We start from the raw sequence: 26,815 nt of genomic DNA on the forward strand, positions 1-26,815 counted from the left end.
AGGTGTGGACGCGGGCCTGTCCGTAAAGCAGCTCAGGAACAGTCAGCTCGACAGTCCGAGCAGGGGAGTGAGGCTGCCCCGTTCGGTCCCGCTGTCACGGGCAGACGAAGTCCGGGCGCTTTCATGGGTTACGTCCGGCTCCGCCATCTCGCATGCAACTGCTGCGGTGATCTGGGAGTTCCCGTTGCCGCACTGGGTGGAGGAACTGTCCGAGGTGCACATCTCCCGGCCAAGCACAGCCAGTACTCCGCGCCGACGGGGGATAGTCGGGCACCGCGTTGTATTGCTACCGGGTGAGATTGCTGTGCACCAAGGCGTACGAGTGACCTCCCGGACGAAGACGTGGCTGGACCTGGCCCAGATCCTGCCGGTCGACGACCTGGTCGTAATCGGCGACCATTTGGTACGCAAACCGCGGCGGAACTTAGAAAACCGGAACAAGCCGCATGCTGCTATTGCGGATCTACATGATGTCATCGCAGCCCACAAGGGGAAGCGGGGTGTGACCCGGGCGGCAGAGGCGGTAGGACTTGTCCGAGTAGGCGCTGATTCCGCTCAGGAGACACGGCTGCGGCTGGCCTTGCTTGACGCTGGACTTCCGGAACCCATACTGAATCAGCCCTTGGTCGATGACTCCGGGCGCAGCTGGCATTCGCCCGATATGCAGTACCGCGAATTCAAGATCGCCATCGAGTACGAGGGAGACCATCACCGTTCGGCCGAACAAATGGCACGGGATGTCCGGCGCGGGGACATCACGGCAGCCGCCGGCTGGTTGGAGCGCCGGATCACCAAGGGAGAAATGTCCAACGGTGCCCGGGCAGCCGTAGCCAAGATCCGCAGAGTCCTCGTCGACCAAGGCTGGTCTCCGGGTTCTGCCCCTCACTCTTGAACGAGGAAGCAGCTGATGCCCTTCCCAGGTCTGGAAAGGGCATCAGCTGCTCAGCGGATCGGAAAGAGCGGGGACCTACGCGAAGTACTTCGGCAGGGTGCCCTCGTGGGCTTCCTTCAGTTCGGCCAGCGGCAGCGAGAACTGGTCCTGGAAGTCCAGCGCCTGGTTCTCGGTGTCCACCACGCCGATGCGGATGTGGGCGAAACCGCGGGCGCTGCACATGTCCTTGAAGCGCACCTCTTCGCTCCGGGCCACGCTAACGACGGCGCGTGCCTGGCTTTCGGAGAACAGTGCGGTAAACAGGTCCACTCCGTCGCGCTCGCAAACCTCGCCCAGACCGATGCGGGCGCCGACGCCGAAGCGCAGGGCCATATCGGACAGGGCAGCGGCGAGGCCGCCCTCGGAGAGATCGTGCGCGGCGTCGATCATGCCGTCGCGCGAAGCGTTGATCAGCAGTTCGGCCAGCAGCTTCTCGGCCGCCAGATCCAGGGCCGGCGGCTTGCCGCCCAGGTGGCCGCGCAGGTTGGCCCATTCGGAACCGTCCAGCTCGTCCTTGGTGACGCCCATCAGGTAGATGGCCTGTCCGTCTTCACGCCAGCCGGAGGGAGTGCGCCGGGCGACGTCGTCGAAACGGCCCAGCACGCCCACTACCGGGGTGGGGTGGATGGCCACGCCGCCGGTCTGGTTGTACAGCGAGACGTTGCCGCCGGTCACCGGGATGCCCAGTTCCTGGCAGCCGTCGGCCAGGCCGCGGACAGCCTCGGCGAACTGCCACATGACCTCGGGGTCCTCGGGGGAGCCGAAGTTCAGGCAGTCCGAGACGGCCATCGGGACAGCACCCGTGGTGGCGACGTTGCGGTAGGACTCGGCCAGGGCAAGCTGCGCGCCCTGGTACGGATCCAGGTAGGTGTAGCGGCCGTTGGCATCGGTGGAGACGGCGACGCCCAGACCGGTCTCTTCGTCCACGCGGATCACACCGGCGTCGTCCGGCATGGCCAGCGCAGTGTTGCCCTGGACGTAGCGGTCGTACTGGTTGGTGACCCAGTCCTTGGAGCACATGTTCGGCGAAGCCATCAGCTCCAGCACGGCGGCCTTAAGTTCCTCGGCGGAGGCGGGGCGCTCGGCCGCGCTGCTGTTGAAGGTGTCAGCCTGCAGGCCGTCCAGCCACTCGGGGCGGTGGTACGGGCGCTCGTAGACCGGGCCTTCGTGCGCCACGGTGCGGGGGTCGACGTCGACAATCTTTTCGCCGTCCCACTCGATGATCAGGCGGCCGGTGTCGGTGACCTCGCCCAGCCAGGAGTACTCGACGTTCCACTTGTCCATGATCGCCTCGAACGCGGCGACGTTCTCCGGCGTCACCACGGCCATCATGCGTTCCTGCGACTCGGACATGAGGATCTCGCCCGGGGTCAGGGACGGATCCCGCAGCAGCACCGAGGTCAGCTCAACATGCATGCCGCCGTCGCCGTTGGAAGCCAGCTCCGAGGTGGCGCAGGAGATGCCTGCGGCGCCGAGGTCCTGGATACCCTCCACCACGGAGGACTTGAACAGTTCGAGGCAGCACTCGATGAGCACCTTCTCCGCGAACGGATCGCCCACCTGCACGGCGGGGCGCTTGGCCGGCTTGCCGTCGTCCTCGAAGGACTCGGAGGCCAGCACAGAGGCGCCGCCAATGCCGTCGCCACCGGTGCGCGCACCGAAGAGGACCACCTTGTTGCCGACGCCGGACGCGTTGGCCAGGCGGATATCCTCATGGCGCATCACGCCCACGGCCAGCGCGTTGACCAGCGGGTTGCCCTGGTAAACCGAGTCGAAGACCACTTCGCCGCCGATGTTCGGCAGGCCCAGGGAGTTGCCGTAGCCGCCGATGCCGGCCACAATCCCGTGGACCAGGCGCGCGGTGTCCGGGTGGTCGATCGCGCCGAAACGCAGCGGATCCATCACGGCCACCGGGCGGGCACCCATGGAGATGATGTCGCGGACAATGCCGCCCACGCCGGTCGCAGCGCCCTGGTAGGGCTCCACGAAGGACGGGTGGTTGTGCGACTCGATCTTGTAAGTGACGGCCCAGCCGTCCCCGATGTCGACGACGCCGGCGTTCTCGCCGATGCCCACCATCAGGTGCTTCTTCATGTCCTCGGTGACCTTCTCGCCGAACTGGCGCAGGTGGACCTTGGAGGACTTGTAGGAGCAGTGCTCGCTCCACATCACCGAGTACATGGCGAGCTCGGCCGCGGTGGGGCGGCGGCCCAGGATCTCGACAACCCGGTTGTATTCGTCTTCCTTCAGGCCCAGTTCGGCCCAGGGCAGCGCGGTGTCGGGGGTCTCCTCCGCGTGCTTGACGGTGTCGATGTTGAACTTGCGTCCTTCAATATTTTCGACGGCGTGCGCGACGTCGCCGAATTCCGCGTGCTCGTTCTTCGCCTCGTCGGCGGTCTCCAAGCGGGCGTCCACTCGTTCACTCATTACTTGGCACCTGCCACAATCTTCTTCAGTACAGAGGTGAAAATTCCCAGTCCGTCCGTGCCGCCGCCGAGCTCAACATCGCCGAAAGCGGAGGAGTCCGGGCCGAAGCCGGCTTCCACGGCGTGCTCAGGGTGCGGCATGAGGCCCACAACGTTCCCGGCCGCGTTGGAGATGCCGGCGATGTCCCGGCGCGAACCGTTCGGGTTCACGTCGACGTAGCGGAAGACCACGCGGCCTTCGCCCTCGAGCTCGTCCAGCGTCTTTTCGTCCGCGACGTACTGGCCGTCCTGGTTCTTCAGCGGCACCACAATCTCGGAGCCTGCGGCGTATTCGGAAGTCCACGCGGTGTTGCTGTTTTCCACGCGCAGCTTCTGGTCGCGGCACAGGAAGTGCAGGTGGTTGTTCTTGATCATGGAACCGGGCAGCAGGTGCGCCTCGGTCAGGACCTGGAAACCGTTGCAGATGCCCAGCACGGGCAGTCCGCCCTTGGAAGCATCGACAACCTGCTCCATCAGCGGCGCGAAGCGGGAGATGGCGCCGGCGCGCAGGTAGTCGCCGTAGGAGAAACCGCCGGGAATTACGACGGCGTCAACGCCCTTCAGGTCATGGTCGCCGTGCCAGAGGCTGACGGCCGTGCCGCCGGCGATGCGGACAGCGCGGGAAGCATCCCGGTCATCCAGCGTGCCGGGGAAGGTGATGACGCCAATGCGGGCACCGGACAGGCCGCTGTCGGGCACGGGCGAGAAGTCGCCGATCAGGGGAGTTTCAGTCATTACTCGCCGGCTCCGATGGTGGCCTCGACGATGACCTCAACGCGGGTGACGTCTTCAATCACCGGGTTGGACAGCAGCGTGGTGGCCGCGTGGCGGGCCTGCTCCAGGATCTCTGCGGTCACTTCGCCGTCGACGGTGAGCTCAAAGCGCTTGCCCTGGCGGACCTCGCTGAAGCCGGTCTGGCCCAGTCGTTTCAGCGCGCCGGCAATGGCTTTGCCCTGCGGATCAAGAATTTCGGGCTTGGGCATGACATCAACAACGATCCGGGGCATCCGGTAACTCCTGTGCTTGGAATCTGGCTCTTCAACGAAGCGAGGCGCGCGGAAACCGTGCCGTCTCACGCTGATCCAGCGCTCCGCGAGCTTGCATCCTCCATTCTACCGGCTCTGGCAAACCGCAAATTCTACGTGACCGCGGCCCCAAACCGGTGCCAAAAACGCGCAGGCCCCCGTACGATTGCGCCATGCCCGAGAAACCCAAGTCCCTGCTCCTGCCCATCATGGCGGCGGCCATTGCCGGCGGCCTGGCCCGCATGGTGGTCCAAAAGTACCGCGCGGACAAGCAGGCCGAGCGTGCCGCCCACGAGGATCTTGCCCGCAGAGTCAGCGAGGCCGTGCGCAACCCCCGCCGCTAGCCGGCGCCCGCACAGCAAACAACGACGCCGGAACCCGGCTGCCGCCGTCGTCCTCCTTGCCCTTCGGCTGGCAGCCTAGACCGCTCCGCCGATGCCGCCGAGCAGCGCTTTCATGGCGTTCCACTCGGAGATCTTGCAGCCGTCGGTGAGGGAGAAGTGCTTGTCCACCGGCTTCCCGTTGAGCGTTCCCGTGACGTGCGCCTGCTGCGGCCCGCCATACTCCTGGGTGCAGATCAGATTCGGATCCGGCAGCCCGAAGAACACTTTCTCGCCGGCATTCGCCAGGGCTTCGCAGGCGGCTGCCGGCTCCCGCACCGTGGAACTTTCAAGCGGCTGCGAGTCTGCGCACTCCAGGATGCGTTCCTGCACGGCCTCGGACCCGGCGGAGGTCAGCTCGATTCTCAGGTTGGCATCGACCATGGTGGTTCCTTCCTCTGGGCTGCTCGGCGGGGCGCTGCCGGGCGCGGACGGGGCTGGCGAAGCCGGTTCCGAAGGCGAGGCGGGCGCCGTCGTTTGCGGCGGGGACGTAGTCGGAGGCGGTTCCTCTTCCGGTGGTGTGCACCCGCCCAGCAGCAGAGCCAGTGCCACCGGCACGGCCAGCAGAGCCCGCGTTGCTCTTGTTGCAGCGCAATTGCTGTCCATGATCTCACCCGTCCATACGGTCCAGACTGTCCAAGTTGTCCAGCGCGGCCAGCAGCCGGCCGCGCAGTATTTGGGATTCCTCCGAGAAGCCGCGCTGGGCCGCGGCGTACTGGGCCCGCCCCTCGGCCGTTTCGATCCGGATCGGCTCGTAGCCCCAGGCGGACAGGTCGTACGGCGAGGCCTGCATGTCCATTTCGCGGATCCGCCAGGACAGTTCGAAGCAGTCCATCACCAGTTCGCTGGGCAGGGCGGGGCTGAGTTTGTAGGCCCACTTGTACAGGTCCATGTTGGCGTGCAGGCAGCCAGGCTGTTCCATGTCCCGCTGGTTCTCGCGGGTGGGCCGCAGTGTGTTCAGCGGCGCGGCCTGGGGTGTGTAGAAGCGGTAGGCGTCGAAGTGCGAGCAACCGATCCGGCTTTCCTCCACCACGGTGTCCGTCCCCTCGGCGCCGAGCCGCAGGTCGAGGTATTCGTGCCGCACCCCGTTGAGCCTGGACTTGTAGACCATCGCCCATTCGTGCAGCCCGAAGCAGGCGAACCGCGCCGGACGGGCGGCGGTGCGGGCCAGGATGACCCGCGCGAAGGCGGTGATTTCTGCCCGCTCCCGGCGAAATTTTTCGTGATCAAAGGTGACCGCGCCGCCGTCGTTAGCCAGGTCCGTTGGCAGCCCCAGCACCCCGCGTTCCGGCGCGGACAGCGGGCGGTAGTACTTCCAATCCTGCCGCTCCATTGTGGCTTCACCGGTCAGGACGACGCCGGCGCCCGGGTGCCAGCGCAGCAGCTGTCCGGGTTTGTGGCTGTAGTAGGTAAAGAGGAAGTCCTCCACGGGATGCTTGCGCCCGGCCGAACGCCGCTGAAGATACGGCTCCGTAAAGCGGGCAGCCCTGCGCTGGTGCTCCTGCGCCCGGAGCAACCACTCCTCGGGCGGGAGGACTTCCGGCCGGATCAACTGCCTTTGCCACATGTATCCATTCTCGCAGGTGCGCACCGCCTGGATTACTACGCCTATATCACTATCCGGGGCGCAGCGCTACACTCAGATCACGGATTGGTGGCGCCGTGAAGGAAGTAATTCGGAAATACCTGAAAGGCTTCTTTGAGAAAAATTTCTGCTGTATTTTGAGCTCACGGGCCCGCCAAAAAGTGACTCCGGTCACGCCGTTGGGGGAAGGGGGCCGGCTTCAGAGCCGGATCGCACGCCGTTCGGTGAATCGTTTCTACACCGAAGGGCGGGCAGCCTGGCGGGCCTGCGGAGCGGATCAAGTTGGTTCGGTCCACAGGATGAAAGGCGTTCCTTCTCATGACCATGCAAAGCAACAGCTTTGTGCGGCGGCGCAGCATCCGCGCCGCCACAGCACTCGCACTGGGGCTGCCGCTGCTACTTTCCGGCCTGGCCGGACCGGCCGCAGCAGCGCCTCCTGTCATCTCCACCACGATTCAAAACTCCCCGCTGGCGGAGGTGCCCGAGCTCTACCAGGACGGGCACTACATCGTCATGCTCGAAGCACAGCCAGTGGCAACGTACGACGGCGGGGTGGCGGGTATCGCTGCCACCAAACCCGAGAAGGGGCGCAAGCTGGACGTTGGCAATGCCAACGCCAAGAAATACCAGCAGCACCTGAAGAAGAGGCAGCAGGCGGTAGCGGCCGAGGAGGGCGTGGAAATCCGCAAAAGCTTCACCACCGCGGTAAACGGATTCGCCGCGGACCTGACCGGCGTCCAGGCGGCCGCACTCGCCAAGACTCCGGGCGTGCTGGCCGTCACCGAGGACGAGCAACACCATCCGGTCTACTCCAGCGTGGATTACCTGGGGTTGCCCGGGAAGAAGGGCGTCTGGAACCAGCAGTACGGCTCGGAGAAGAACGCGGGCAAGGGCACCGTGGTCGGCGTGATCGATACCGGCTACCACCCGCAGAATGAATTCCTTGCCGGCGGGGAGGTCGCCCCGCTCAAGGGCAAGCCCAAGGTCGGGGTGCCCTACCTGAACGGCGAGGGCAAGATCGCCATGCTTAAGTCGGACGGGTCCACCTTTGTCGGCGAATGCCAGACCGGTGCGGCCGGCTCGGGTTTCACCGGCACTGAATGCAACAGCAAGGTCCTGAGCGCGCGCTACTACGCCGATGATTTCCTCAAGTTCGTGCCGCCGGAAAAACGGCATCCGAAGGAGAGCATTTCACCGCTGGACCTTGACAGCCACGGTACCCACACCGCCTCAACGGCCGCCGGCAACAGCGGTGTGGAAACCGCCGTGGACGGCCGGGCGTTCGGCACCGGCTCCGGCGCGGCGCCGGCAGCGAAGGTCTCCGTCTACAAGATCTGCTGGCAGGACAACAGCGCCGCGGCCGCCGGCTGCTACTCCTCGGCCGCGATTGCGGCCATCGAGCAGGCCATCAAAGACGGCGTGGATGTGCTGAACTACTCCATTTCCGGCAACAACAACTCGGTGATCGATCCGGTGTCCATGGCCTTCCTGAGCGCGGCGGAAGTCGGCATCTTCGTCTCCGCTGCCGCAGGCAACGCCGGCCCGGCCGACACCACCGTGAACCACAGTGCCCCGTGGCTGACCACCGTCGCGGCCAGCACATTCTCTAACGAGCTGCAGGGCACGGTTGAACTCTCCGACGGCACCAAGTACCGCGGCACGTCGATCATGAGTTCCGAGCTGGGGCAGACCGCCCTGGTCCTGTCCAAGGACGCCGGTACGGCCGCGGCCAAACCGGAGGACGCGGCGTTGTGCACCCCCGGTTCGCTCGACCCGGCAAAGGTGCGGGGCAAGATCGTCATCTGCGACCGCGGCGTCATCGCCCGCGCCGAGAAGTCGGTGGCGGTGAAGCAGGCCGAGGGTGTGGGCATGGTCCTGGTCAACACGGTGCCCGGTTCCCTGGACCTTGATCTCCATGCCGTGCCGACGGTCCACATCGGAGACCCGGGCATCAAGGACAAGGTCGCGCAGGACCCTTCACTCACCGCCGCGCTGGTCGATTCGGATACCACCGGCCTGCCGGACAGCCCGGTGCCGCAGGTGGCGGCCTTCTCCTCGCGCGGTCCGTCCACAGCCGTCGGATCGGATCTGCTCAAGCCGGACGTTGCGGCTCCGGGCGTCAACGTGCTCGCTGGCGTCTCGCCTGTGGAGGGCGAGGAGAATTTCGGCTTCATGTCCGGAACCTCGATGGCCGCACCGCATGTTGCCGGTTTCGGCGCCCTGCTGCTGGGCAAGAATCCGCTGTGGTCGCCCTCCACGATCAAGTCCGCGCTGATGACCACGGCCGGCGATCTCGTGAACGAGGACGGCACAACGAATACGGACAACTTCGCCACCGGCGCCGGCCAGGTGGACGTCCGGCGGATGGCGGATCCGGGGCTGGTCTATGACGCGGGCGTCGAAGACTGGTACGGCTTCCTGCAGGGCGCGGTGGGTGACATCGGGCTCGACGAAGACCTCGCAATCGAGGCCAAGGACCTGAACGTGCCCTCGATTGCGCTGGGGGCGCTGACCGGCGAAGTTTCCGTGACCCGCTCGGTGACGGCGCTGAAATCCGGGACCTATCGGGCCAGCGTGGAGCTGCCGGGTATCGAGGCCACGGTCGAGCCCTCGGTGCTGAGGCTGCGGAAGGGCCAGGAGGCCTCCTTCACCGTGACCTTCAAGAACGACGGCGCAGCGTACGGCAAGTTCGCAATGGGCGAGCTGGCGTGGCAGGACGGCAAGCGTTCGGTGGCGTCGCCGATCGCCATCCGGCCGATGGAGGTGCTGTCGCCGGAGACCGTGGTGGTTGACTCGGCCGCAAGTGAAGGCTCGGCGGCCATCGAGGTCACCTCCGGAACGGACCAGCCCATCGACGTCGCGGTGGAGGGCATGGCGAAGGCCGATGCAATCACCGCTGAGCGGACGGCCGATCCGAACGGAGTCACCGCCAAGAGCGCGATCGTCGCCAGCCTGGTGGTCCCCGAAGGGGCCACCATGGCCCAGATGTCCATCAACGCGGCAGTTCCCACGGCAGACTGGGACCTCTACGTGATGACTCCTGCCGGTGAACAGCTGACGCAGGCCACGGCCAACTCCAGCGAGACCTTGGTGCTGAACAAGCCGAAACCCGGCACGTACCAGGTGATCGGGCATCTTTGGGGCACCTCCGACGGTGCCACTACAAGCACCGGAACAGTCAACACGGTGGCTTTGGCCGGCGACGCGGGCAACCTGACGGTAAGCCCGGATCCGCTGGAATTGGGCAACGGGGAAGCCGGTTCCGTTGAGGCCAGCTGGGCCGGTCTGAAATCAGGCAGCTGGGTCGGGCTGGTCCGGTTCGGCGACAGTGCCAGCACTGCGCTGACCGTGAACGTCCCGTAGGGGAGCGGCCGTACCAATAAGGCGGTACCAACAACAAAGCGGTGGAGGCCGGCGGGAAACTGCCGGCCTCCACCTGCGGCGTTAGTGCGCTGCCTCCTGCGCGGCGGCAATCAGATCCCGCATTGACTCGTTGAGCGCCACCAGCTGCTCGCGGTCCAGGCCGAGCCGCTGCAGCATGGTGCCCGGCACCGCCAGGGCGTCTTCCCGCAGGGCTTTACCCTTCGCTGTCAGTCCGATAGCCAGGGCGCGTTCGTTCCCCGGTACCCGGTCGCGGGTGATCAGTCCGGCTGCTTCGAGCCGCTTGAGCATCGGCGAGAGCGTGGCGGGCTCCTGGGCCAGGGCTTCGCCCAGATCCTTGACCATCCGGGGGCTCTCTTCCCACAGTGCCAGCATCACCAGGTACTGCGGATGGGTGATGCCGAGTTTCTCGAGGACCGGCTTGTAAGCGCCGATCACGTTGCGCGAGGCTACCGACAAAGCGAAGCAGAGCTGGTGTTCGAGCAGCAGGTCCTCGCCCTGCCGTACGGCTGCGGTCATACGAATCACACCTCTTCAAATAGTTAGCGCACTAAGTGTTAGCCTATGCTGGAAGAAGGAATCGTTCCAATCCGCGGTGCAGACGTAAGGAGGCCCACATGGCCGGCAAGAAGAACTCGGTGCAGAGGTTCATGAACATCACCGGCAAACTTCGCGTGGTCTTCGGCCCCGCGCAAAAGAGCGGCGTGGACCATCCCATGACCGAGGACAACCGCCGTCTGCTTCAGGAACGCGAAGCGGACGCGGCGCAGTGGGAAACCGTGCGCCGGGCGGACGGCAGTACCTACATCGTGCCCAAAAAGCAGTAGAAGTCGTACACTGGTCATACGGATAACAGCCTCGTCAAGAAGGTGATTCAGATGGCTGAGAATTCGCGCTTTCTCCGCACGTTCATGCGTATAACCGCGGAGGCCGCCAAAGTGTGGGGTCCAGCAGACCGGATCGATTCTGATACCCCAGTGGTCCACAAGCACGACGACGCCGAAAAGGCCTCGGAGGAGCAGCTTGCGGAAATCGAAGTGGAGCGGGATGCCGAAGGCCATGCCTATGCAATCCGCAAACGCCACGACGTGGCCTGAGGCCAAATCTGCCAATTAGCCATAAGAAAGACCGACGGCGGTGCCCGCGCAATGCGGGACCGCCGTCGGTCTTTCTTTTTGGCCAGTGCCGGATCAGCGCCCGGTGCCGCCGTAGACGGTGGCCTCGTCCTCGGAGTCCAGGCCGAAGGCGGCGTGGACGGCGCGCACGGCGGTGTCCAGCAGGTCGGCGTGGGTGACGATCGAGATGCGGATTTCGGACGTGGAGATCATGTCCACGTTCACGCCCGCCTTGTGCAGCGCGTCGAAGAACTTGTAGGAAACGCCGGGGTTGGAGCGCATGCCCGCACCGATCAGGGAGAGCTTGCCCACCTGGTCGTTGTAGTCGATGCTGTCGAACCCAACCGTGTCCTGGGAGGCCCGGAGCGCTTCCAGGGCTTCCTTCCCTTCCACCATGGGAAGCGTGAACGAGATGTCCGTCTTGCCGGTTCCCTTGGTGGAAACGTTCTGCACGATCATGTCGATGTTGGAGTGGGCGCCGGCGACAATGCCGAACAGCTCTGCGGCCTTGCCGGGGATGTCGGGCACGCCGATGATGGTGACCTTGGCTTCGGAACGGTCATGGGCCACTCCGGAAATGATGGGCTGTTCCATGGGTTCTCCCTCTTGGATCTTGATCTTGTCGTCGGGGTTGGGCAGCACCCAGGTCCCTTCGTTGGTGCTGAACGACGAGCGGACGTGCAGCGGGACACCGAAGCGGCGGGCGTATTCCACGCAGCGCAGGTGCAGGATCTTGGATCCGGAGGCCGCCATTTCCAGCATTTCCTCGCTGGAGATCTCGTCGATCTTCTGCGCATTGGTGACAACGCGGGGATCCGCGGTGTAGATGCCGTCGACGTCCGTGTAGATCTCGCAGGAATCGGCGTTCAGCGCCGCGGCCAGTGCCACTGCGGTGGTGTCGGAACCGCCGCGGCCCAGCGTGGTGATGTCCTGGCTTTCGCGGCTCATGCCCTGGAAGCCGGCCACGATTGCGATGTCGCCCTTCTCCAGCGCCGTCTTCACCCGGTGCGGGGAGACGTCGATGATGCGGGCCTTGCCGTGGATGGCGTCGGTAATCATGCCGGCCTGGCTGCCGGTGAAGGACTGCGCCGTGGCGCCCTGTTCCTGGATGGCCATGGCCAGCAGGGACATGGAAATTCGTTCGCCGGCGCTCAGCAGCATATCCATCTCGCGTGCGCTGGGGGCGGAGGTAACCTGGTCAGCAAGATCAAGCAGCTCGTCGGTGGTGTCGCCCATCGCGGACACAACAACCACAACTTCGTTGCCGGCAGCCTGCGTGTCGACCACGCGCTGGGCAACCCGCTTGATGCCTTCGGCGTCCGATACTGAGGAACCACCAAACTTCTGCACTATCAAGCTCATGCGCTCTCTAAACAACTCCTGGATTGGGGCCGACCGGCAGCCTGGCACGGTAGGCAATTGGGAAATCTGCCGATGCATACACGTCGGCTGCAGACGCACTCGGCAAGGAAAGTCTAGCGCCGCGGAGCTATCCGCGGTGAATAGATTTGAACAAACAGGCCAGTGTGACCTTCGGAAAATCGGGAACAACGACGGCGGCGGGCCGGCTTACGCACGGCAGTCGCCGCCGTCGTCGCTTGGGTTTTATCGGTGTCAGTGCGTGCCGATCTGGCCGTCACTGCTGCCGAGCACGGCACGCAGGAATGCCTGCGTGCGTTCGTGCTGCGGGTTCGTGAACATGACGTCCGGCGTTGCCTCCTCGACCACGCGCCCGCCGTCGAACATCATGACCCGGTTGGAAACATCGCGGGCGAACTGCATCTCATGCGTGACGATCAGCATGGTGATGTCGGTGGTTTCGGCGATATGGCGCAGAATGCCGAGCACTTCGCCCACAATCTCCGGGTCCAGCGCCGAGGTGACCTCGTCCAGCAGCAGGATGTCAGGATCCATGGCCAGGGCACGGGCAATCGCAACGCGCTGCTGCTGGCCGCCGGAAAGCTGCAGCGGGTGGGCTTTGGCCTTGCCCGGAAGCCCCACGCTTTCGAGCAGCTCCATGGCGCGCTTGGTGGCCTCCGCCTTGGACTGGCCGAGCACGTGGACCGGAGCCTCGATGATGTTTTCCAGCACGGTCATGTTGGGAAACAGGTTGAACTGCTGGAAGACCATGCCGATGCGTTTGCGGATCTGTTTCTGGGCCTTTTCGCTGCGCGCAACGCGCTTGCCGTCCCGCAGTTCGTGCGTGAGCGGTTCGCCGTCGATGTAGATGTACCCGTCGCTGAGGCTCTCCAGCGTCATGACCAGCCGGAGAATGGTGGTCTTGCCGGAGCCGCTGGGCCCGATCAGGGTGACGCGGTCGCCCTTGGCCACCTCGAAATTGAGGTCCTTGAGGACCACGTTGTCGCCGAACCGCTTCTCCACATTCTCGAACCTGATGGCCGGAACGGCGGCCGCGGTGCCGTTGCCGGCCGCGGTGTGGGGATCAGTAGTTGTAGGCAAGGCGCTTTTCCAATCTGGAGATGAGCAGGGAGGTCGGGTAGCTGGCGAGCAGGAAAATCACGCCGGCCAGGGTGATGGCCTCCATATATCTGAAGTTGTTGCCGCCGAACGTGAGCCCGGCCCGGACCATTTCCACCACGCCGATGGTCAGCAGGAACGGGGTGTCTTTGAACATCGAAATGGCGTAGTTGCCCAACGCCGGAACGGTTGCCCGCAGGGCCTGCGGAACGATCACGGCCGTCCAGGCCCGCCGCTTGGACATGGACAGAGCGGTGGTGGCCTCCCACTGGCCCTTGGGCACCGAGTCGATGCCGGCCCGGTAGACCTCGGCCATATACGTGGAGTAGTGGATACCGAAGACCACGATGCCGATGGTCAGCGGTTCGACGGTCAGGAAGGTCCAGTACGCGAACAGCAGCTGCACCACGATCGGCGTCATCCGGATGAAGTCGCCGATGAAAGTGATGACGGCACCAATCGGTTTCGGCACCGACATGCGCAGGATCGCGATGAAGAGTCCGAGCACGGCCGCGATGGCGGTGCTCAGTACGGTGACGATTAAGGTGACCTGGACGAAGGCCACGAGCAGTTCGGGCAGTACCGCCCAGGCGGCGTCCCAATCCCATAAGCCGTTCATACTTTCCGGCCTCCTTCCGCTGCGGCGGTCTCCGGGGTCTTCGGGGTCAGCGCCTCGCGCAGCGATTCGCCGCGGCCGAGGCGGTGCTTGGCCCGTACCTCAAGAGCGTTCATGATCAGCGTCAGGATGTACGCGATGACGAAGTAGATCACCAGGCTCACGCCGTAGGCGAAGAAGGTGTCCGTCTGTTCGCGCAGCTGCTCGGTGTGGTAGGTCAGGTCGGCAAGGGTGATGAAGCTGACGATTGCCGTGCCCTTGAGCATGTGGATGAGGTAGTTCGTCAGCGAGGGAATCATTAGCGCCCAGGCCTGCGGGAAGATGACACGGATCATCTGCTGCGACTTGGACATGCTCAACGCCGTGGTGGCTTCCCATTGCCCGGTCGGAACCGAATTGATGGATCCGCGCACTACCTCGGCCGCGTAGGCGCCGTAGTTCAGGCCCAGGCCGAGGATGCCGCAGACCATTGCCGGCAGCTCCAGCCCCAGCTGCGGCAGAACAAAGAAGAAGAAGAACAGCTGGACTACCAGCGAAGTGCCGCGGAAAAATTCCATGATCCCCCGGCATAGGCCGCGGAGCACAATGTTGTGCAGCCGCGAGCCCAAGCCGAGGATCACGGCGATAACCATCGCCAGCAGGGCGCCGCCGAGAGTCAGCTGGAGGGTAATCCCCAACCCGTCCAGGATCCTCGGCCACGCCTCTGCCAGCGCTTCGAAATTGCTTTCCATTAGGTGGACTAGCCCACGTCTCCGGAGCAGAGCTGCTCGGTCGTCAGGTCCTTCGGCGGGAGGTTCTCGGCTGTGAAGCCGAACTCGCCGACTACGTCCGTGTAGGTCTCTTCGGACTCGGTGATCTTGGCCAGTTCCGCGTTGTAGGCCTCCAGCAGTTCCGTGTCGCCCTGGCGGAAGACCGTGGCGCCGGCACCGATTTGCTCTACGCCGTCGATGACCTGGACAAAGGGTTCAGTAACCTCGATGCCGGCATCCGGGTTCTTCTCGGCCAGCCAGTTCAGGGAGATGGCCGTCATGGCGAACGCATCGGCGCGGCCTGCCGCGACAGTGTCCATGCCGTCCTGCGCGTTGCCAACCGACTGGACATCCAGGCCCAGCTTGTCGGCGTACCCGGCTTCGATGCCGCCGGAGAGAACGGCCAGCTTGATGTCCTCGCCGCCTTCTTCAGCAGCCACGACCGAATCCAGGTCCGTCAGGTTCTTCGGGTTGCCCTCCTGGACCATCAGTGCCGTGGTGTACATGATTTCCGGGTCGCTGAAAGCGGCCTGCTCGCAGCGCTCCGGCAGGATGGACATGCCGGCACTGACCACGTCGAACCGGCCTGCATTCAGACCCGGGATCAGTGCGTCCCAGTCCACCAGGAGTGCTTCAACGTTCTCGACGCCGAGCTCGCTGAAGATCTTCTCGTGCATGGCAATGGTCGCACCGGTCGGCTCGCCGCCTTCCTGGAAGGAGTACGGGGCCTCGCCCGCAATGCCAACGGTAACGGTGCCCGACTCCTGGATTTCCGCCAGCGTGTTGCCCGCAGCGGGGCTCTCTCCGCCGCCTTCGCCGCCCTGCTCGATCTGTCCGTCGCCGCAGCCAGCCATCAGCACCAGCGCCAGCACGCTCCCCGCGGCCATTGCCGCCCGGGACTTAGTAGTACGAGCGTTCATCATGTTCCTCTTTCGGTCGTGAAATGGGCGAAGCCACCCGGTCTACGCACATGCGCACCCCAGCCGACCCGACCCGAATTTGGGATGACTGAGATCAACGCTAGTAATTTTCGTCACCACATACAATCTGCAAGTCTGCATGTATGATTGTCGACAGCAGCGCGACCCGGAGTATTTCGCTCCGGTTACGGGCTGAAATCCGCGTACTTCCGCGGATGTTGGCCCTCACACTTATACTGATTACGATTTGGCCACGATGCGGATTCGTCCCCAGCCTGTGCACTACTCAGGAGTAATCCAGGTGCCAAACGCAAGACACGTAAGGACCCAGATGCCCCATCCCTCTGCACACCGCAACGCGCCGGCCGTCCTGAGAGTGCATCGTCCCTCGACTGTGGACCTGATTGCCACGGAACTGCGCAACGCCATCTATTCCGGTGCGCTGGCCGTGCGTTCGCCGCTGCGCGAAGTAGAGATTGCCCGGCAGCTTGGCGTAAGCCGCAGCCCCTTGCGTGAAGCCGCCCAGCGCTTGGTCCAGGAAGGGCTGCTGACGGCCAAGCCGGGGCAGGGGATGCGCGTGGCCGTGATCGGCGAAGACCGGCTGGATGACCTGTTCGAGGCCCGGGTCGCGGTGGAGAGCCACGCGGCCCGGATGATCATCGATAAGCACGACGACGCCGCCGTCGCCAAGGTTCAGCGCGCTTTCGACCATCTGTTGCGGGCGGCCGAAGGCAATGATGCCCGTGCCATCGGCGACGCGGACCTGGATTTCCACTTCGCCCTGGTCGACGCCGCGGACAATGCGCATCTGAGCCGCTACATGTCAACGCTGGTGGTGGAGACCCGGCTCGCGGCCTTCAGCAGCAAGCGCGGCTACATCGTGCGTAAAGACATTACCCAATCGCACCATGGCATCATGGCTGCCCTGCAGGACTGGGACTCCGAGGCCGCGGCCGATGCCATCAGGGAACACATGGTGGAAGCGGTGGACCGGCTGACCGGTGTACTCGAAGAGCGGGGCGTTCACGTGGAAACTGTCACCGAGGAACCCGCTCCCGCAGGAGCCTACGCGCTGGGGCCGATCACCCAGCCGCTGACGGATCTTTCCTGAACTTGGCTAGCTGAGCTGGCGCCGGCCTTCGAAGGCACGGCCCAGCGTTACTTCGTCGGCGTATTCCAGATCTCCGCCGACGGGAAGGCCTGAAGCCAGCCGGGTTACCTTGATATCGAAGTCTTTGAGCAGCCGCGCGACGTAGGTCGCCGTCGCCTCGCCCTCCAGGTTCGGATCGGTGGCGATGATGATTTCCTGGACCTGGCCATCGGTGAGCCGGGTCAGCAGTTCCCTCATCCGCAGCTGATTAGGGCCTACGCCGCCGATCGGATTGATGGCACCGCCAAGCACATGGTAGCGGCCGCGGAAGGACCGGGTGCGCTCTATGGCCACGACGTCCTTCGACTCTTCCACCACACAGATTTGGGTGGGATCCCGACGGGGATCACGGCAGACGTTGCAAGTCTCCTCCTCGGAGACGTTGCCGCAGATCGAACAGAACTTCACCCGCTCCTTGACGTTGGTGATGGCCTGCACCAGTTGCTGCATGTCGGCAGGATCGGCTTCCAGGATGTGGAAAGCGATGCGCTGGGCTGACTTTGGTCCAATACCGGGGAGCCGGCCAAGCTCGTCGATTAGCTCCTGGACGGCACCTTCGTACACTGAACCTCAATCTCCAAACAGTCTAGGAACCGTCGAGGCTCTGCTCCTCAATCAACCGCCCGCCCAGTATCCGTTCAATGGCGGCGCGGCCTACCAAGCCCGAGTCTTCGATGGCTAAGTCATCTTCACTGGGAATGTCCTCGACGTGACTCAAGTTTAGGCCACTGCCGCCCCTGCTGCCGAAGACTGGCCCGGCGGGAGTGCCGGCTGGCCGGCTTTGCGCTTCGGCAGCTCTGGCCTGGTTGAGCAGCCGCTGGTAGCGGCTCATGGGTTTATTGGGATCCGGCGCAGCAGCGGTGTCAGGCGTTTGGGCCGAAGTTAGAGCATCAGCGGGCGACGGCGCAGGGGCTTGGGATGCTGCCGAAGCCTGCGGGGATGCGGCCGCGGGGGGCGGTGATGGCTGCACCGGGACCTGCGGCCGCCTTGGCTCGAGGTCCGGGCTGGCGTCCCATTCTTCCGACGGCGGTTCCTCATCTGAGAAGGGAATGTCGTCGTAGGGAGATTGAGGCACGTCCGGCACACTCGGCGAAGCAGGCTTTTCAGGCTGCGGCCGGTCGGTTGCAGGACGTTGTCCGTTTTGCGCGGGGACTTGCGGCGCAGATGCTGCGCCGGAAGCCTGGGGCGGTTCCCATACCGTTGGCCTGGCGGCTGCCGGCTGCCCTTGGGCAAGGTGGCCGAATACCGGCCGTTCCCCGGGTGCCGGCGGAGGTACGGTCACCGGTTCCGCTGCTGCCACTGGACGGGAGGACGCAGCGGACGGTGCGCTTGCGGCGGACGGGGCGCTCTGCGCGGAGGCGCTGCTGGGAGCCGACGGGCTGCTCTGGACCGACTGTGCGCTTTGTGCAGACACGGCACTGGTGCCCGACGGACTGCTGGCTGGGGACGGGGCGCTTTGGGGGGACGTTGCACTGACACCCGACGGTACGCTGTCCGCCGATGGCGCACTTTGCCCCGATGCCATGCTGCTGGTGGAGGCCGCACTCTGTGCAGAAGGTTCGCTGAGCGCCGATGGAGTCCTGGCGGGGAGCGTGGTGGTTGCAGTAGCCGCGCTTGCTGACTGAATACCCGCGGAGGCGGAGTTCGCGTCCGGGATGGGAGCCACGGGTCCCCACACATTGCCAACGTTCTGCGCAGGAACTGCCTGACGGTTCTGGGTAGGGCTGGCGGCAGGGACAGGCCTGTTCTGGCCGGCATTTTGCGCCGGGGCAGGCTCTGCCGCAGGCGCGGCAGAGGACCCGGCGGCGGGCATGGCCGGTGCGGGCGCGTTCATAGTCCGTGGTGCCGCACCGTCTGCCGGCGGCTGCCAGCTAGTAGGTACTTTTGGGGCGGGTTCACCCGCTGCCCGGGCAGAGCCTCCGGCCGTAACGTCGATGGCACAGTCGACGCCGAGCACCTTGAAGATGCATTGTCTGAGGATTCCGGCGTTCTCCTGCTTGCTGCTGAACGCATTCATCGCACCGGAGTTCGAGAAGGCCACTGTCAGCGTCCGGCCATCGAAACCGGCAAGCGAGGTGTGTGGTTCAACTGTCATCCAGAGGAACTTCTTCTCGGTTTTCAGGACATCCATGATTTCCGGCCAGGCGCGGCGGAACATCTCCACTGATCCGGTGGCACCAGATGCAGCAGGGCGCTGTTGGGCTGCCGCCGCCGGGGGGCCCGATTGTGCTGGCGCCGGAGCTGGGTGGCCTGTCGGCGCGCCCGGCTGCGTTGTGGGTCGCGGGCCTGACTGTGCGGAGGAAGAGGGGCCTGCTTGTGCTGCTGCGGGAGCAGCCGGCTGGGTTGGTGCAGGCTGTTGCGCCGGTGCCGGTGCCCGTGCCGGAGCTTGCTGGCCAGGTGCTGCCTGCTCCGCAGGAACTGCAGGCGCGGGGGCGGGCTTTGCCGGTTCCGGCTCGGGAACCGCACCCCAGGTGCCGCCCCAATCACGCGAGGCCGGCTGCTCTTCTGGCTGCTGTGCGGCAGGAGCCGGGGAAGCGGTGGGTGCCGCCTGAGGACCAGTCGGCACAGTCTCCTCGGCAGTTGGTTGCGGCTGCTGCCGCGGTTCCTCCGAGGGCTGGATGGGAGTGGGAGTGCTCTGGGGTGCGGGCTGGGCGGGGGCCGGCGCCGGCTGCACGGGGGGCGGTGCGTTCTGCGGCGACGGCTGCGTTTCTGCTGCCGGTACTGGTTGGGTGCGGGCGGCGCGGAGCGCTTCCCGGACCTGGGCCGCCCCGCTGGCACCTTCGGCACTTGGTACGGAAGGCGCGGATCCGGCGTCGTAATTGGTTTCTGCGGCGGGCGGAGCGTGGTTGGGCGCTCCGGCGGGCAGCTCCCCGGCATACGCGAGCCGGCGCTCGATCCGGTCCACGCGGGCCGCGACGCCTCGTTCGGCCTGGTCGGCGACCGGCAGCAGGATGCGGGCGCAGAGAAGTTCCAGATGCAGGCGCGGCGATGTGGCACCGGTCATCTCGGTAAGCGCCTGGTTGGTGATGTCCGCGGCGCGGGAGAGCTCGGAGGCACCGAGCTGGTTGGCCTGGGTCTGCATCCGCGCGATCTGGTCTTCGGGCACACCGCGGAGGATGGCGTGGGCGCTCTCCGGCATAGCCTTGACGATGATCAGGTCGCGGAAGCGCTCGAGCAGGTCCTCGACGAAACGGCGCGGATCATGGCCGGTCTGCACCACGCGGTCCACGGCGCTGAAAACGGTGGAGGCGTCCTGGGCAGCGAAGGCATCGACGACGTCGTCGAGCAGTGAGGCGTGGGTGTAGCCGAGCAGGGAGACGGCCAGTTCATAGTCCAGCCCCTCGGGCCCGGCGCCGGCCATGAGCTGGTCCAGCACGGAGAGCGAATCGCGCACGGAACCGCCGCCGGCGCGGACGACGAGCGAGAGCACTCCCGGGGCAACCGGCACGTTTTCCTGGTTGCACAGCAGTTCCAGGTACTGCATCAGCGGCTCCGGCGGCACCAGCCGGAACGGGTAGTGGTGCGTGCGCGAGCGGATGGTCCCTATGACCTTGTCCGGCTCCGTGGTGGCGAAGATGAACTTGATGTGTTCCGGCGGCTCTTCCACGATCTTCAGCAGGGCGTTGAAGCCGGCCGAGGTGACCATGTGGGCCTCGTCGATGATGAAGATCTTGTAGCGGTCCCGCACCGGGGCGAAGGTGGCGCGCTCGCGCAGATCGCGGGCGTCGTCCACGCCACCGTGGCTAGCGGCGTCGATTTCGATGACGTCCAGGCTGCCTGGGCCGCCGCGGCCGAGCTCGACGCAGGAATCGCATTGTCCGCAAGGGGTCGGCGTCGGGCCTTGGGCGCAGTTGAGGCAACGGGCCAGGATCCTGGCGGAGGTGGTCTTGCCGCAGCCGCGCGGGCCGGAGAACAGGTAGGCGTGGTTGACGCGGTTCTTCTGCAGAGCGGCCATCAGCGGATTGGTGACATGCTCCTGCCCAATAACGTCCGCGAAGGAATCGGGGCGGTAACGACGGTAGAGGGCTGTACTCACGATAAGAACCCTATCGGTTGCGGCTCGTACTTTGCATCAGGCATCCCGGCGCTGGGGATAGACGTAAAAGACCCCTCATGCACCTGCCAGAGCCCGCTTACCCTTGCTACCTTCCGGTCCTGGGGGAGTTCACAGGATGACACCACATGAGGGGCCGTCCAATAGTCTACCCGAGATGGACGGGTGGCTGAAAATCGGTCCGGTGCCGAGGGTGCCCTAGTGGCGTGCGTCGCGCGATTCGCCACTTTCGGAAGCCGTCAGGTAGTCTTGTACCTGCTCTTGTTGAGCAAAACATCTGGAGGATTCGCCTAGCGGCCTATGGCGCACGCCTGGAACGCGTGTTGGGTTCACGCCCTCGGGGGTTCAAATCCCCCATCCTCCGCGGATAGGAAAAAGTCCCGCCCCTGTGGCGGGACTTTTTTCTTTAATTGAGTGACTGTCCGCCGAGGCTCACGGGTCTCGGGCACGGCTGGCGCTAATATCTGGTGATACGTAACATCGGCCCTGGTGGCCGTACAAGCAGGGGGCGTCATGTCGAAAGTTGATGTACTGCGACGGATCGTGGCAGGCACGCTGCAGCATCGTAAGAAGACGCTCGACGCCGCCAACCGGCAGATCAAGCTCCTTGAAGAGCAGAACAAGCTGCTGAAGTCGCTCGTCCAGACCCAGAATTCGCTCGCCCAGACCGAGAAGAAGCGCGACGAGGTCATCGCGAAACTGCACTGGGAGGCGCAGCGCACGCGCACGATCGCGGAGAACATCCGCGGAGCCGTCATGGCGCCTATCCGCCAGGACATTGCCGAGGTCATGCAGGCCAAGCAGTTGGATCACCTCGAAACGCTGGCGGTCATCCGTGACGAGCGTAAGAGCTTTGCGCGGTTCGGCGACGGAGAATTCCGCCTGATGTACCGCCGCGAGCACAATTTGAAGTTCCATAAGAACTCGCCGGAGCTGATGACCGCGTTGAAGAGCGTCCTCGTGTCGCCCCATCCGGACACCCTGTTTGGAATGCCTCAGGTGTTCCTCGGGCTGCACTGGTCCATCGTGTATGCGGAGACCTGGCATTTCGTCGGGCCGCTGGTGGCAACACAGGAACGTTTCGGCAACAGCCATGTGACCCGCCCTTCCACGTTCGACCAATACGGTCAGGACGCAGTGGAAGCGTGGCGGTCCGTCTGGGCCGGCCGGGATGCAGCCGTCATTACCGGCGAAGGTTCCCGCTTCGACCTGATCGACCCCTTGTTTGGCTCGCTGCGCAGTGCTACGGAGTTCTTCTCGAAGCCGACGGACGCCTTTGATGATCTGCCCCGACTGGTGGACCAGGTTGTTGCCTCCGGGCTGGATCTGGCGTTGCTCTCGCTGGGGCCCGCGGCGACGGTAGCTGCAGACATGCTCGCCGCACGCGGGGTGCAGGCCCTGGATATCGGACACCTGTCGGCGAGTTACCTGAACGTCCTTGAGGGTGCTGCCCTGCCGGAGGAAATGCCGACGGCGCGTCGGGTTGCGGCCGAGATCACCGCGAAGTAGCAGGGATGCTGGGCCCTAGCCGGCCTGATCCGCGTGGCTAGGCGGGGTAGGTGCGCTCGATGGCGCGGAGCGCTGTTTCGTAGGCGGCGGCCCAATCGGTGCCGGGGACATTGGCGAGTTCGAGGCTGACGAGTCCGTGGACCTGGCCCCAAATGGCTGCGGCAACCAGCGGCACGGACTCCTCGGATCCGGCTGCGGCGAGTGCTTTGGCCACCGCCTCGTACAGGGGTTGGATAGCGTTCGAGGACGCATCGGGACTTGGTTCGCAAGGGATCTGCGCCGCGGTGGAGCCGAACATCAGCGTGTAGAACGCCGGGTGCTCCAGCGCCCACTGACGGTAAGCCCTACCCAGTGCCGCCAGACCCCCGGGAGAGGCCGCGCGCTGGGAATCCCCGAAGGAGTGGAAGGCGTCGTCAACCACCGCCGTCAGCAACTGCGACTTGCCGCCGAAAAGCGAGTAGACCGCCGTCGTCGAGGTGTTCGCTGCTGCTGCGACATCGCGCAACGCCACCCGACTGGGACCCTGCTCGGCCATGAGGATTGCCGTCGTTTCGATCAAACGCTGCCGCAGTTCGGAATCGTAAACAGTAGGTCTTGCCATGGCTCCCATTGTTCCATAACATTGTTTTATAACGTCGTTATAAAATGAAGCGGCACCAAGAACGTAGGAGAAGGCCATGGGCCAGAGCGTTATTTCCGGCAGGTTTACCGCGGTCCCGGAGACAAAGACCGTGACGGTTTTCCTGATCGGCATGCGGGCCAACCGCTGGTGGAAGTTCGGCAAACTGCTGCCCATGTCTACGGCCATGGCGCGCATGCTCAACCATCTGGTGACCACGCCGGAAGCGGGTCTGCTGGGCTTCCATTCATGGTTTGGCAGGACCACCATCATGCTCAGCTACTGGGAAAGCCCCGAGCACATCCAGCGCTTCGCCGCGGACCGGACGGCTCCGCATCTGGAGCCCTGGCGCAAATTCATGCGGGAATCGGCGGGCAGCGGCGACATCGGCGTGTGGCACGAGACCTACCAGGTTGCCGTGCACGACCAGGAGTCCGTTTACAGCGACATGCCGCCCTTCGGCCTCGGCGCCGCGACCAAGAGCGCGCCGATCGGGCGCGGCAGCAATACCGCGCGGCAGCGGATGGGGCGGCAGAAGCCGGCCAAGGTCTGAGGTCCTGCGCTCCGGCCTGACACTCAGGCATTCTGCTGGGACAGCCGGGCGATCCGGCGGCGGGCAGAGACTTCGCTCGGTGGTTTTGGGCCCAATCCCAGCCGCACAAACGCCAGCACCAACCGAGTGGCGGGACGCACCGGAAGCGGTAATGGGCCTAGCGAAGGTTTCTTCAGGCCGAGCAGTTCCAAATAGTGCGGTTCCAGCGTGTTGACCGCGCCGGCGAACAGGATCCGGTAGCCGAGCCGCTGGGAGCGGGGGAGCGGCGGGTGGCGGATGAACTCCACCGCCTCCGCCACCTTGGCGTCATGCAGCAGCTCCGGGCGGAAGGCCGCCAACTGCTCATCCAGTTCTGCCCGGGTCCGGGGCGGATGGGGAACCTGCATCAACTCGCCGGCCTTGGCCCACTCGGCGACGTACTGGTCCTGACCACCCGGTATCGGTTTTCCATATGCCGTGTGCGCGGCCAGGAAGGCCTCCACGAAGGCCACATGTACCCAGCTGAGCAAGCCAGGATCATTGGCGTAGTAGTTGCGCGTTGCTCCGTGGGCACCCAAGTAGGTGCCGCGGACCCTTTCGTGCAGTTTCAGGATGCGCTCGCAGGCGGTGTGCGCCGCAGCCGTGTCTCCGTAGGTGACCGTCATGATCCAGCGGCTGGTGGACGCCAAACGGACCAGCGGCCGTTCACGGTACATGGAGAAATCGTCCACGCCCGCCAACGCACCTGGATGCAGCGATTGCACCAGCAGCGCCCTGATCCCTCCGACCAGCGTGGTCACGGAGCCGTGTACAGCCCAAACGGCCGAACCCGGGGCAAAGAAACCTTCGTCCTTTCCCTCAGCGAGATCCAGAGCCCACTGCGGCACCTCGCCGTTGGTAGCCGACAACGTCCTCCGGAGCTCGCGCCGCAGCGCCTTGAGTGCGCCCATGCCTTCATTATTGAACGGGCGGCAGCAACTGTCATCGCCGTCGGGCGGATTGCCCCTGGATAACCAAAGCACGACGCCGGGTGACCGGCGAATCTGAGCCGGGCACCCGACGTCGTACGCGGGTTATTGAAGCGCCAGTGAAGAGGGCGCGGGAAGCTACTTGGCGAGCAGCTCCGGGTAGTACTTTTCGGTCACATCGGGGTGGGCGCGCGCGCGTCCCTTGAGCATATTGGCGCCGAACTGGGCAAGCATCGGGTTGTTGGGATCGTCCGAGAGGCCGCGGGATTCGGACTTCAGCTCGTCCGGCAGCGGGATCGGGTCGATCATGGCATCCAGGCGGGGCGACCAGAAGAACGGTACCGAGTAGCGGTCCACGCCGGGCGGCGGGGCCTGCACGCGGTGGATGGTGGCGGTGATGTAGCCTTCGGTGGCCACCTCCAGCATCTCGCCCAGATTCACCACCAGTGCGCCTTCGATCGGCTCGACGGGCAGCCATTCGGTGGTGCCGGGAGGCTGCACCTCAAGGCCGCCCACCTGATCCTGCAGCAGCAACGTGATGAAGCCGTAGTCGGCGTGGATGCCCACGCCCTGGTCCCCGGCATCCTCGACGACGCCGCCAACGTAGTGCACCAGCTTGCCCATCCAGTGCGGGCTGCCGGCATACGCTGCGTCGAAGTAGTCCTCGGGCAGGCCGAGGCCCACGCCGATGCCGGAGAGCAGTTCCCGGCCCACGGTGGACATCAGGTCTGCCCAGGCCATGGCCTTCTCGCGCAGATCCGGCTGGGCCTGGTCCGGCCACTGGTTCGGGCCGCGCAGCAGCAAGTACTTCTGGTCCTCGGTGTAATCGGCAACCGGTTCGGACTCCGGCGAGTAGTCCAGCTGCTCGCGGGCATCCGCTTTGCCCTGGGTGCGCTCGGTGCCCATCCGGGTGTAGCCGCGGAAGTGCGGCGAGTTGCGGTTGTCCAGCTTCAACCGTTCCTCGAGCGGCAGGTTGAAGAAGCGCTGCATGGCGTCGAAGAGCTCGGCCACCTGGTGCTCGCCGGCGCCGTAGCCGGTGATCTGGAAGAAGCCGACCCGGTGAGCGGCGTCGCGCAGCTGGTCGACGAAGACGGGGTTGAAAGAGCCGTCTTCGAGGCGTGCAGTTCGGAGGTCTAGAACAGGTATGGTCCCCTGGTTGTTTGACATGCTCGCAGACTAGCACTCGTCATACTTGACATCCGCGCGTCGGTTACGAAATGTGTTTTTCTGCCCCAAATGGGCACCGGCCAGTGCCCGGTGTCCCGGCTTAGAGCGTCTTGGCGATGGCGGCCCAGGTGCGCAGGAAAGCGCCGCCGGAATACTCGTGGATGGAGTCCGGAAAGCCCAGATGCGCGGCGGTCAGCACCGGGTACGGCTTCTGCGGGATGCCGTCTGCGGGGCGCACGTCCACATGGACCACCGCATGCCCGTTGTAGTGCAGGGTGTCCGCCATCGCGTAGTCGGTGCGGGAATCGCCCATGGTCCGCCACGCGTGCGGGATGACCCCCTCCGCCGCGAGCATCTCCAGGGCGCGCTGGGCGCCGAGGTCCTTGCCCAGCCGGATCGATTCGATATCGGTGGAGATAATGGTCGGATCCAGCCGGTAGTCCACCTGGTCATCGCTGTCCGGCTCATGGTGATCCAGCCGGCTGGCACCCAAGTTGAACTTGCCCATCAAAGCCAACGCCTCGGCGTCGAACTCTTCCTGCAGCCGCCGGTATTCGAGGTTGTCTGCCTCGACGACCTGTTCCACGGAGACCATGGCGTGCTTGGTCTCGTCGAAGAACATGTGGCTGGAGTAGCGGGTCGCCACCAGCTGCCGGATCTCCGCGGCGTAGTCCTGCGGAACGGACAGCGAGCGGTCAACGTGGATGGTGCCCGGGCCTTCGGCTCCGAAGCTGAACCAGACCGCGCCCTTTTCGCACACCGCATGGAACCGGATGCCGCTGGGGATGCCGGTGGCCAGCATCGGATCCATGACCTGCTCGCGGATGAAGGCATCCGAGCGGCCGGTGTTGAAGACCACCGGCCAGCCTTTCGAGGCCATGGTCAGCAGGGCCTCGAGAATGCTCGTCGGCACGGTGCGGCTGACCGGGCTGGCAATCGGACCGTCCACATCAAGCAGGAGACCGATGGGTGGCTGGGCAGGGCGATGCGGCGTACCGGCGGTGAGAGTCATGCCCTCATTATCTCAATCTGCCCCGGTGAGCCGAAGTCGGCCGGCGGACCCTACGTTTTCTCCAAGGTTTTGGTTGCAAGCTGTTGGAACCACACCATCCAGACGTAGTTGGGGATACGGAAATGATGACAGTAGTTGGGGAACATACTGTCGCGCCTG

At 65.0% G+C, this 26,815-nt stretch carries 25 protein-coding genes, 1 tRNA gene and 1 other RNA gene; 9 read left to right on the top strand and 18 right to left on the bottom strand.

The window, feature by feature from the left end:
- The first annotated feature begins 322 nt into the window (after positions 1-322).
- Positions 323-892 (top strand): putative endonuclease domain-containing protein, encoded by a 570-nt coding sequence (locus tag AC3A4M_RS07880; RefSeq protein ID WP_498735056.1) that lies wholly within the window; start codon positions 323-325, stop codon positions 890-892.
- A gap of 75 nt (positions 893-967) precedes the next feature.
- Here the strand turns inward: AC3A4M_RS07880 and purL are convergent, their stop codons facing one another.
- Genes purL through purS form a run of 3 tightly spaced genes read right to left on the bottom strand, consistent with a single transcriptional unit; the run spans position 968 to position 4,403 of the window.
- The gene (gene purL, locus AC3A4M_RS07885; protein WP_498735057.1) at positions 968-3,358 is read right to left on the bottom strand and encodes a phosphoribosylformylglycinamidine synthase subunit PurL; all 2,391 of its coding nucleotides are present in this window, start codon (positions 3,356-3,358) and stop codon (positions 968-970) included.
- Complete coding sequence (gene purQ / locus AC3A4M_RS07890) at positions 3,358-4,131, bottom strand: phosphoribosylformylglycinamidine synthase subunit PurQ (protein WP_498735059.1); 774 nt, start codon at positions 4,129-4,131, stop codon at positions 3,358-3,360. Before purQ ends, purL begins: the two co-directional genes overlap by 1 nt.
- On the bottom strand, positions 4,131-4,403 hold the full coding sequence (purS, locus tag AC3A4M_RS07895) for a phosphoribosylformylglycinamidine synthase subunit PurS (protein ID WP_139003965.1): 273 nt from the start codon (positions 4,401-4,403) through the stop codon (positions 4,131-4,133). The genes purQ and purS overlap by 1 nt, the downstream gene beginning before the upstream one ends.
- A 191-nt stretch (positions 4,404-4,594) precedes the next feature.
- Here purS and AC3A4M_RS07900 point away from each other — a divergent pair, with 191 nt between their 5' ends.
- Positions 4,595-4,765 (top strand): hypothetical protein, encoded by a 171-nt coding sequence (locus AC3A4M_RS07900; RefSeq protein ID WP_158300444.1) that lies wholly within the window; start codon positions 4,595-4,597, stop codon positions 4,763-4,765.
- Between the two features lie 75 nt (positions 4,766-4,840).
- Here the strand turns inward: AC3A4M_RS07900 and AC3A4M_RS07905 are convergent, their stop codons facing one another.
- Together AC3A4M_RS07905 and AC3A4M_RS07910 are read right to left on the bottom strand one after the other, a co-directional pair.
- A complete protein-coding gene (locus tag AC3A4M_RS07905) occupies positions 4,841-5,185 on the bottom strand; it encodes a serine protease inhibitor (protein WP_498735061.1) in 345 nt (114 codons plus the stop codon).
- Between the two features lie 226 nt (positions 5,186-5,411).
- Complete coding sequence (locus AC3A4M_RS07910) at positions 5,412-6,368, bottom strand: 3-methyladenine DNA glycosylase (RefSeq protein ID WP_498735063.1); 957 nt, start codon at positions 6,366-6,368, stop codon at positions 5,412-5,414.
- A gap of 336 nt (positions 6,369-6,704) precedes the next feature.
- On the opposite strand from AC3A4M_RS07910, the gene AC3A4M_RS07915 reads away from it, so the two are divergent.
- Positions 6,705-9,749 (top strand): S8 family serine peptidase, encoded by a 3,045-nt coding sequence (locus tag AC3A4M_RS07915; RefSeq protein WP_498735065.1) that lies wholly within the window; start codon positions 6,705-6,707, stop codon positions 9,747-9,749.
- An 81-nt stretch (positions 9,750-9,830) separates the two neighbouring features.
- Here the strand turns inward: AC3A4M_RS07915 and AC3A4M_RS07920 are convergent, their stop codons facing one another.
- Complete coding sequence (locus AC3A4M_RS07920; protein ID WP_498735067.1) at positions 9,831-10,286, bottom strand: MarR family winged helix-turn-helix transcriptional regulator; 456 nt, start codon at positions 10,284-10,286, stop codon at positions 9,831-9,833.
- 98 nt (positions 10,287-10,384) lie between these two features.
- Between AC3A4M_RS07920 and AC3A4M_RS07925 the strand changes: the two genes are divergently transcribed.
- Positions 10,385-10,594 (top strand): hypothetical protein, encoded by a 210-nt coding sequence (locus AC3A4M_RS07925; protein ID WP_498735069.1) that lies wholly within the window; start codon positions 10,385-10,387, stop codon positions 10,592-10,594.
- A 51-nt stretch (positions 10,595-10,645) separates the two neighbouring features.
- A complete protein-coding gene (locus AC3A4M_RS07930; RefSeq protein WP_074700099.1) occupies positions 10,646-10,864 on the top strand; it encodes a hypothetical protein in 219 nt (72 codons plus the stop codon).
- Between the two features lie 93 nt (positions 10,865-10,957).
- Here AC3A4M_RS07930 and AC3A4M_RS07935 read toward each other — a convergent pair whose 3' ends face one another.
- The 5 genes from AC3A4M_RS07935 to ehuB form a co-directional block, all read right to left on the bottom strand.
- Positions 10,958-12,244 (bottom strand): aspartate kinase, encoded by a 1,287-nt coding sequence (locus AC3A4M_RS07935; protein ID WP_498735071.1) that lies wholly within the window; start codon positions 12,242-12,244, stop codon positions 10,958-10,960.
- Between the two features lie 252 nt (positions 12,245-12,496).
- Entirely contained in the window at positions 12,497-13,342 is an 846-nt protein-coding gene (ehuA, locus tag AC3A4M_RS07940; RefSeq protein WP_498735073.1) for an ectoine/hydroxyectoine ABC transporter ATP-binding protein EhuA, read from the bottom strand.
- Positions 13,326-13,979, bottom strand: a complete 654-nt coding sequence (ehuD, locus tag AC3A4M_RS07945; protein ID WP_498733702.1) for an ectoine/hydroxyectoine ABC transporter permease subunit EhuD — start codon at positions 13,977-13,979, stop codon at positions 13,326-13,328. The genes ehuA and ehuD overlap by 17 nt, the downstream gene beginning before the upstream one ends.
- Positions 13,976-14,707 carry an ectoine/hydroxyectoine ABC transporter permease subunit EhuC gene (ehuC, locus tag AC3A4M_RS07950; protein ID WP_498733704.1) on the bottom strand — a complete coding sequence of 244 codons (732 nt, stop codon included), beginning with the start codon at positions 14,705-14,707 and terminating at the stop codon, positions 13,976-13,978. The genes ehuD and ehuC overlap by 4 nt, the downstream gene beginning before the upstream one ends.
- Positions 14,708-14,715: 8 nt before the next feature.
- Positions 14,716-15,645, bottom strand: a complete 930-nt coding sequence (gene ehuB, locus AC3A4M_RS07955) for an ectoine/hydroxyectoine ABC transporter substrate-binding protein EhuB (protein WP_498733706.1) — start codon at positions 15,643-15,645, stop codon at positions 14,716-14,718.
- Between the two features lie 331 nt (positions 15,646-15,976).
- Here ehuB and AC3A4M_RS07960 point away from each other — a divergent pair, with 331 nt between their 5' ends.
- A complete protein-coding gene (locus tag AC3A4M_RS07960) occupies positions 15,977-16,756 on the top strand; it encodes a GntR family transcriptional regulator (protein WP_498735074.1) in 780 nt (259 codons plus the stop codon).
- Between the two features lie 6 nt (positions 16,757-16,762).
- Here the strand turns inward: AC3A4M_RS07960 and recR are convergent, their stop codons facing one another.
- The 3 genes from recR to ffs form a co-directional block, all read right to left on the bottom strand.
- Positions 16,763-17,359, bottom strand: a complete 597-nt coding sequence (recR, locus tag AC3A4M_RS07965) for a recombination mediator RecR (protein WP_498735075.1) — start codon at positions 17,357-17,359, stop codon at positions 16,763-16,765.
- A 22-nt stretch (positions 17,360-17,381) separates the two neighbouring features.
- Positions 17,382-20,831: a DNA polymerase III subunit gamma and tau gene (locus tag AC3A4M_RS07970; protein WP_498735077.1), complete on the bottom strand. Its 3,450-nt coding sequence runs from the start codon at positions 20,829-20,831 to the stop codon at positions 17,382-17,384.
- A 63-nt stretch (positions 20,832-20,894) separates the two neighbouring features.
- Positions 20,895-20,990, bottom strand: an RNA gene (ffs, locus tag AC3A4M_RS07975) — signal recognition particle sRNA small type.
- A gap of 138 nt (positions 20,991-21,128) precedes the next feature.
- Between ffs and AC3A4M_RS07980 the strand changes: the two genes are divergently transcribed.
- Both AC3A4M_RS07980 and AC3A4M_RS07985 read left to right on the top strand, forming a co-directional pair.
- Positions 21,129-21,213 (top strand) — tRNA-Ser (locus tag AC3A4M_RS07980).
- 149 nt (positions 21,214-21,362) lie between these two features.
- On the top strand, positions 21,363-22,358 hold the full coding sequence (locus AC3A4M_RS07985) for a GT-D fold domain-containing glycosyltransferase (protein ID WP_498735079.1): 996 nt from the start codon (positions 21,363-21,365) through the stop codon (positions 22,356-22,358).
- Between the two features lie 37 nt (positions 22,359-22,395).
- Here AC3A4M_RS07985 and AC3A4M_RS07990 read toward each other — a convergent pair whose 3' ends face one another.
- Positions 22,396-22,959 (bottom strand): TetR-like C-terminal domain-containing protein, encoded by a 564-nt coding sequence (locus AC3A4M_RS07990; RefSeq protein WP_498735080.1) that lies wholly within the window; start codon positions 22,957-22,959, stop codon positions 22,396-22,398.
- A gap of 76 nt (positions 22,960-23,035) precedes the next feature.
- Between AC3A4M_RS07990 and AC3A4M_RS07995 the strand changes: the two genes are divergently transcribed.
- Positions 23,036-23,530 (top strand): DUF4188 domain-containing protein, encoded by a 495-nt coding sequence (locus tag AC3A4M_RS07995; RefSeq protein ID WP_498735082.1) that lies wholly within the window; start codon positions 23,036-23,038, stop codon positions 23,528-23,530.
- A gap of 23 nt (positions 23,531-23,553) precedes the next feature.
- Here the strand turns inward: AC3A4M_RS07995 and AC3A4M_RS08000 are convergent, their stop codons facing one another.
- The 3 genes from AC3A4M_RS08000 to AC3A4M_RS08010 all read right to left on the bottom strand — a co-directional run bounded on the left by AC3A4M_RS08000 (position 23,554) and on the right by AC3A4M_RS08010 (position 26,656).
- Positions 23,554-24,459 (bottom strand): oxygenase MpaB family protein, encoded by a 906-nt coding sequence (locus AC3A4M_RS08000; protein ID WP_498735083.1) that lies wholly within the window; start codon positions 24,457-24,459, stop codon positions 23,554-23,556.
- Positions 24,460-24,615: 156 nt separating this feature from the next.
- Positions 24,616-25,644, bottom strand: coding sequence for an isopenicillin N synthase family dioxygenase (locus AC3A4M_RS08005; RefSeq protein WP_498735084.1), 1,029 nt, complete (start codon positions 25,642-25,644; stop codon positions 24,616-24,618).
- Between the two features lie 100 nt (positions 25,645-25,744).
- Positions 25,745-26,656: a hypothetical protein gene (locus AC3A4M_RS08010; RefSeq protein WP_498735085.1), complete on the bottom strand. Its 912-nt coding sequence runs from the start codon at positions 26,654-26,656 to the stop codon at positions 25,745-25,747.
- Positions 26,657-26,815: the final 159 nt, after the last annotated feature.

This window comes from Arthrobacter sp. Soil_C_60 (genome assembly GCF_057656375.1).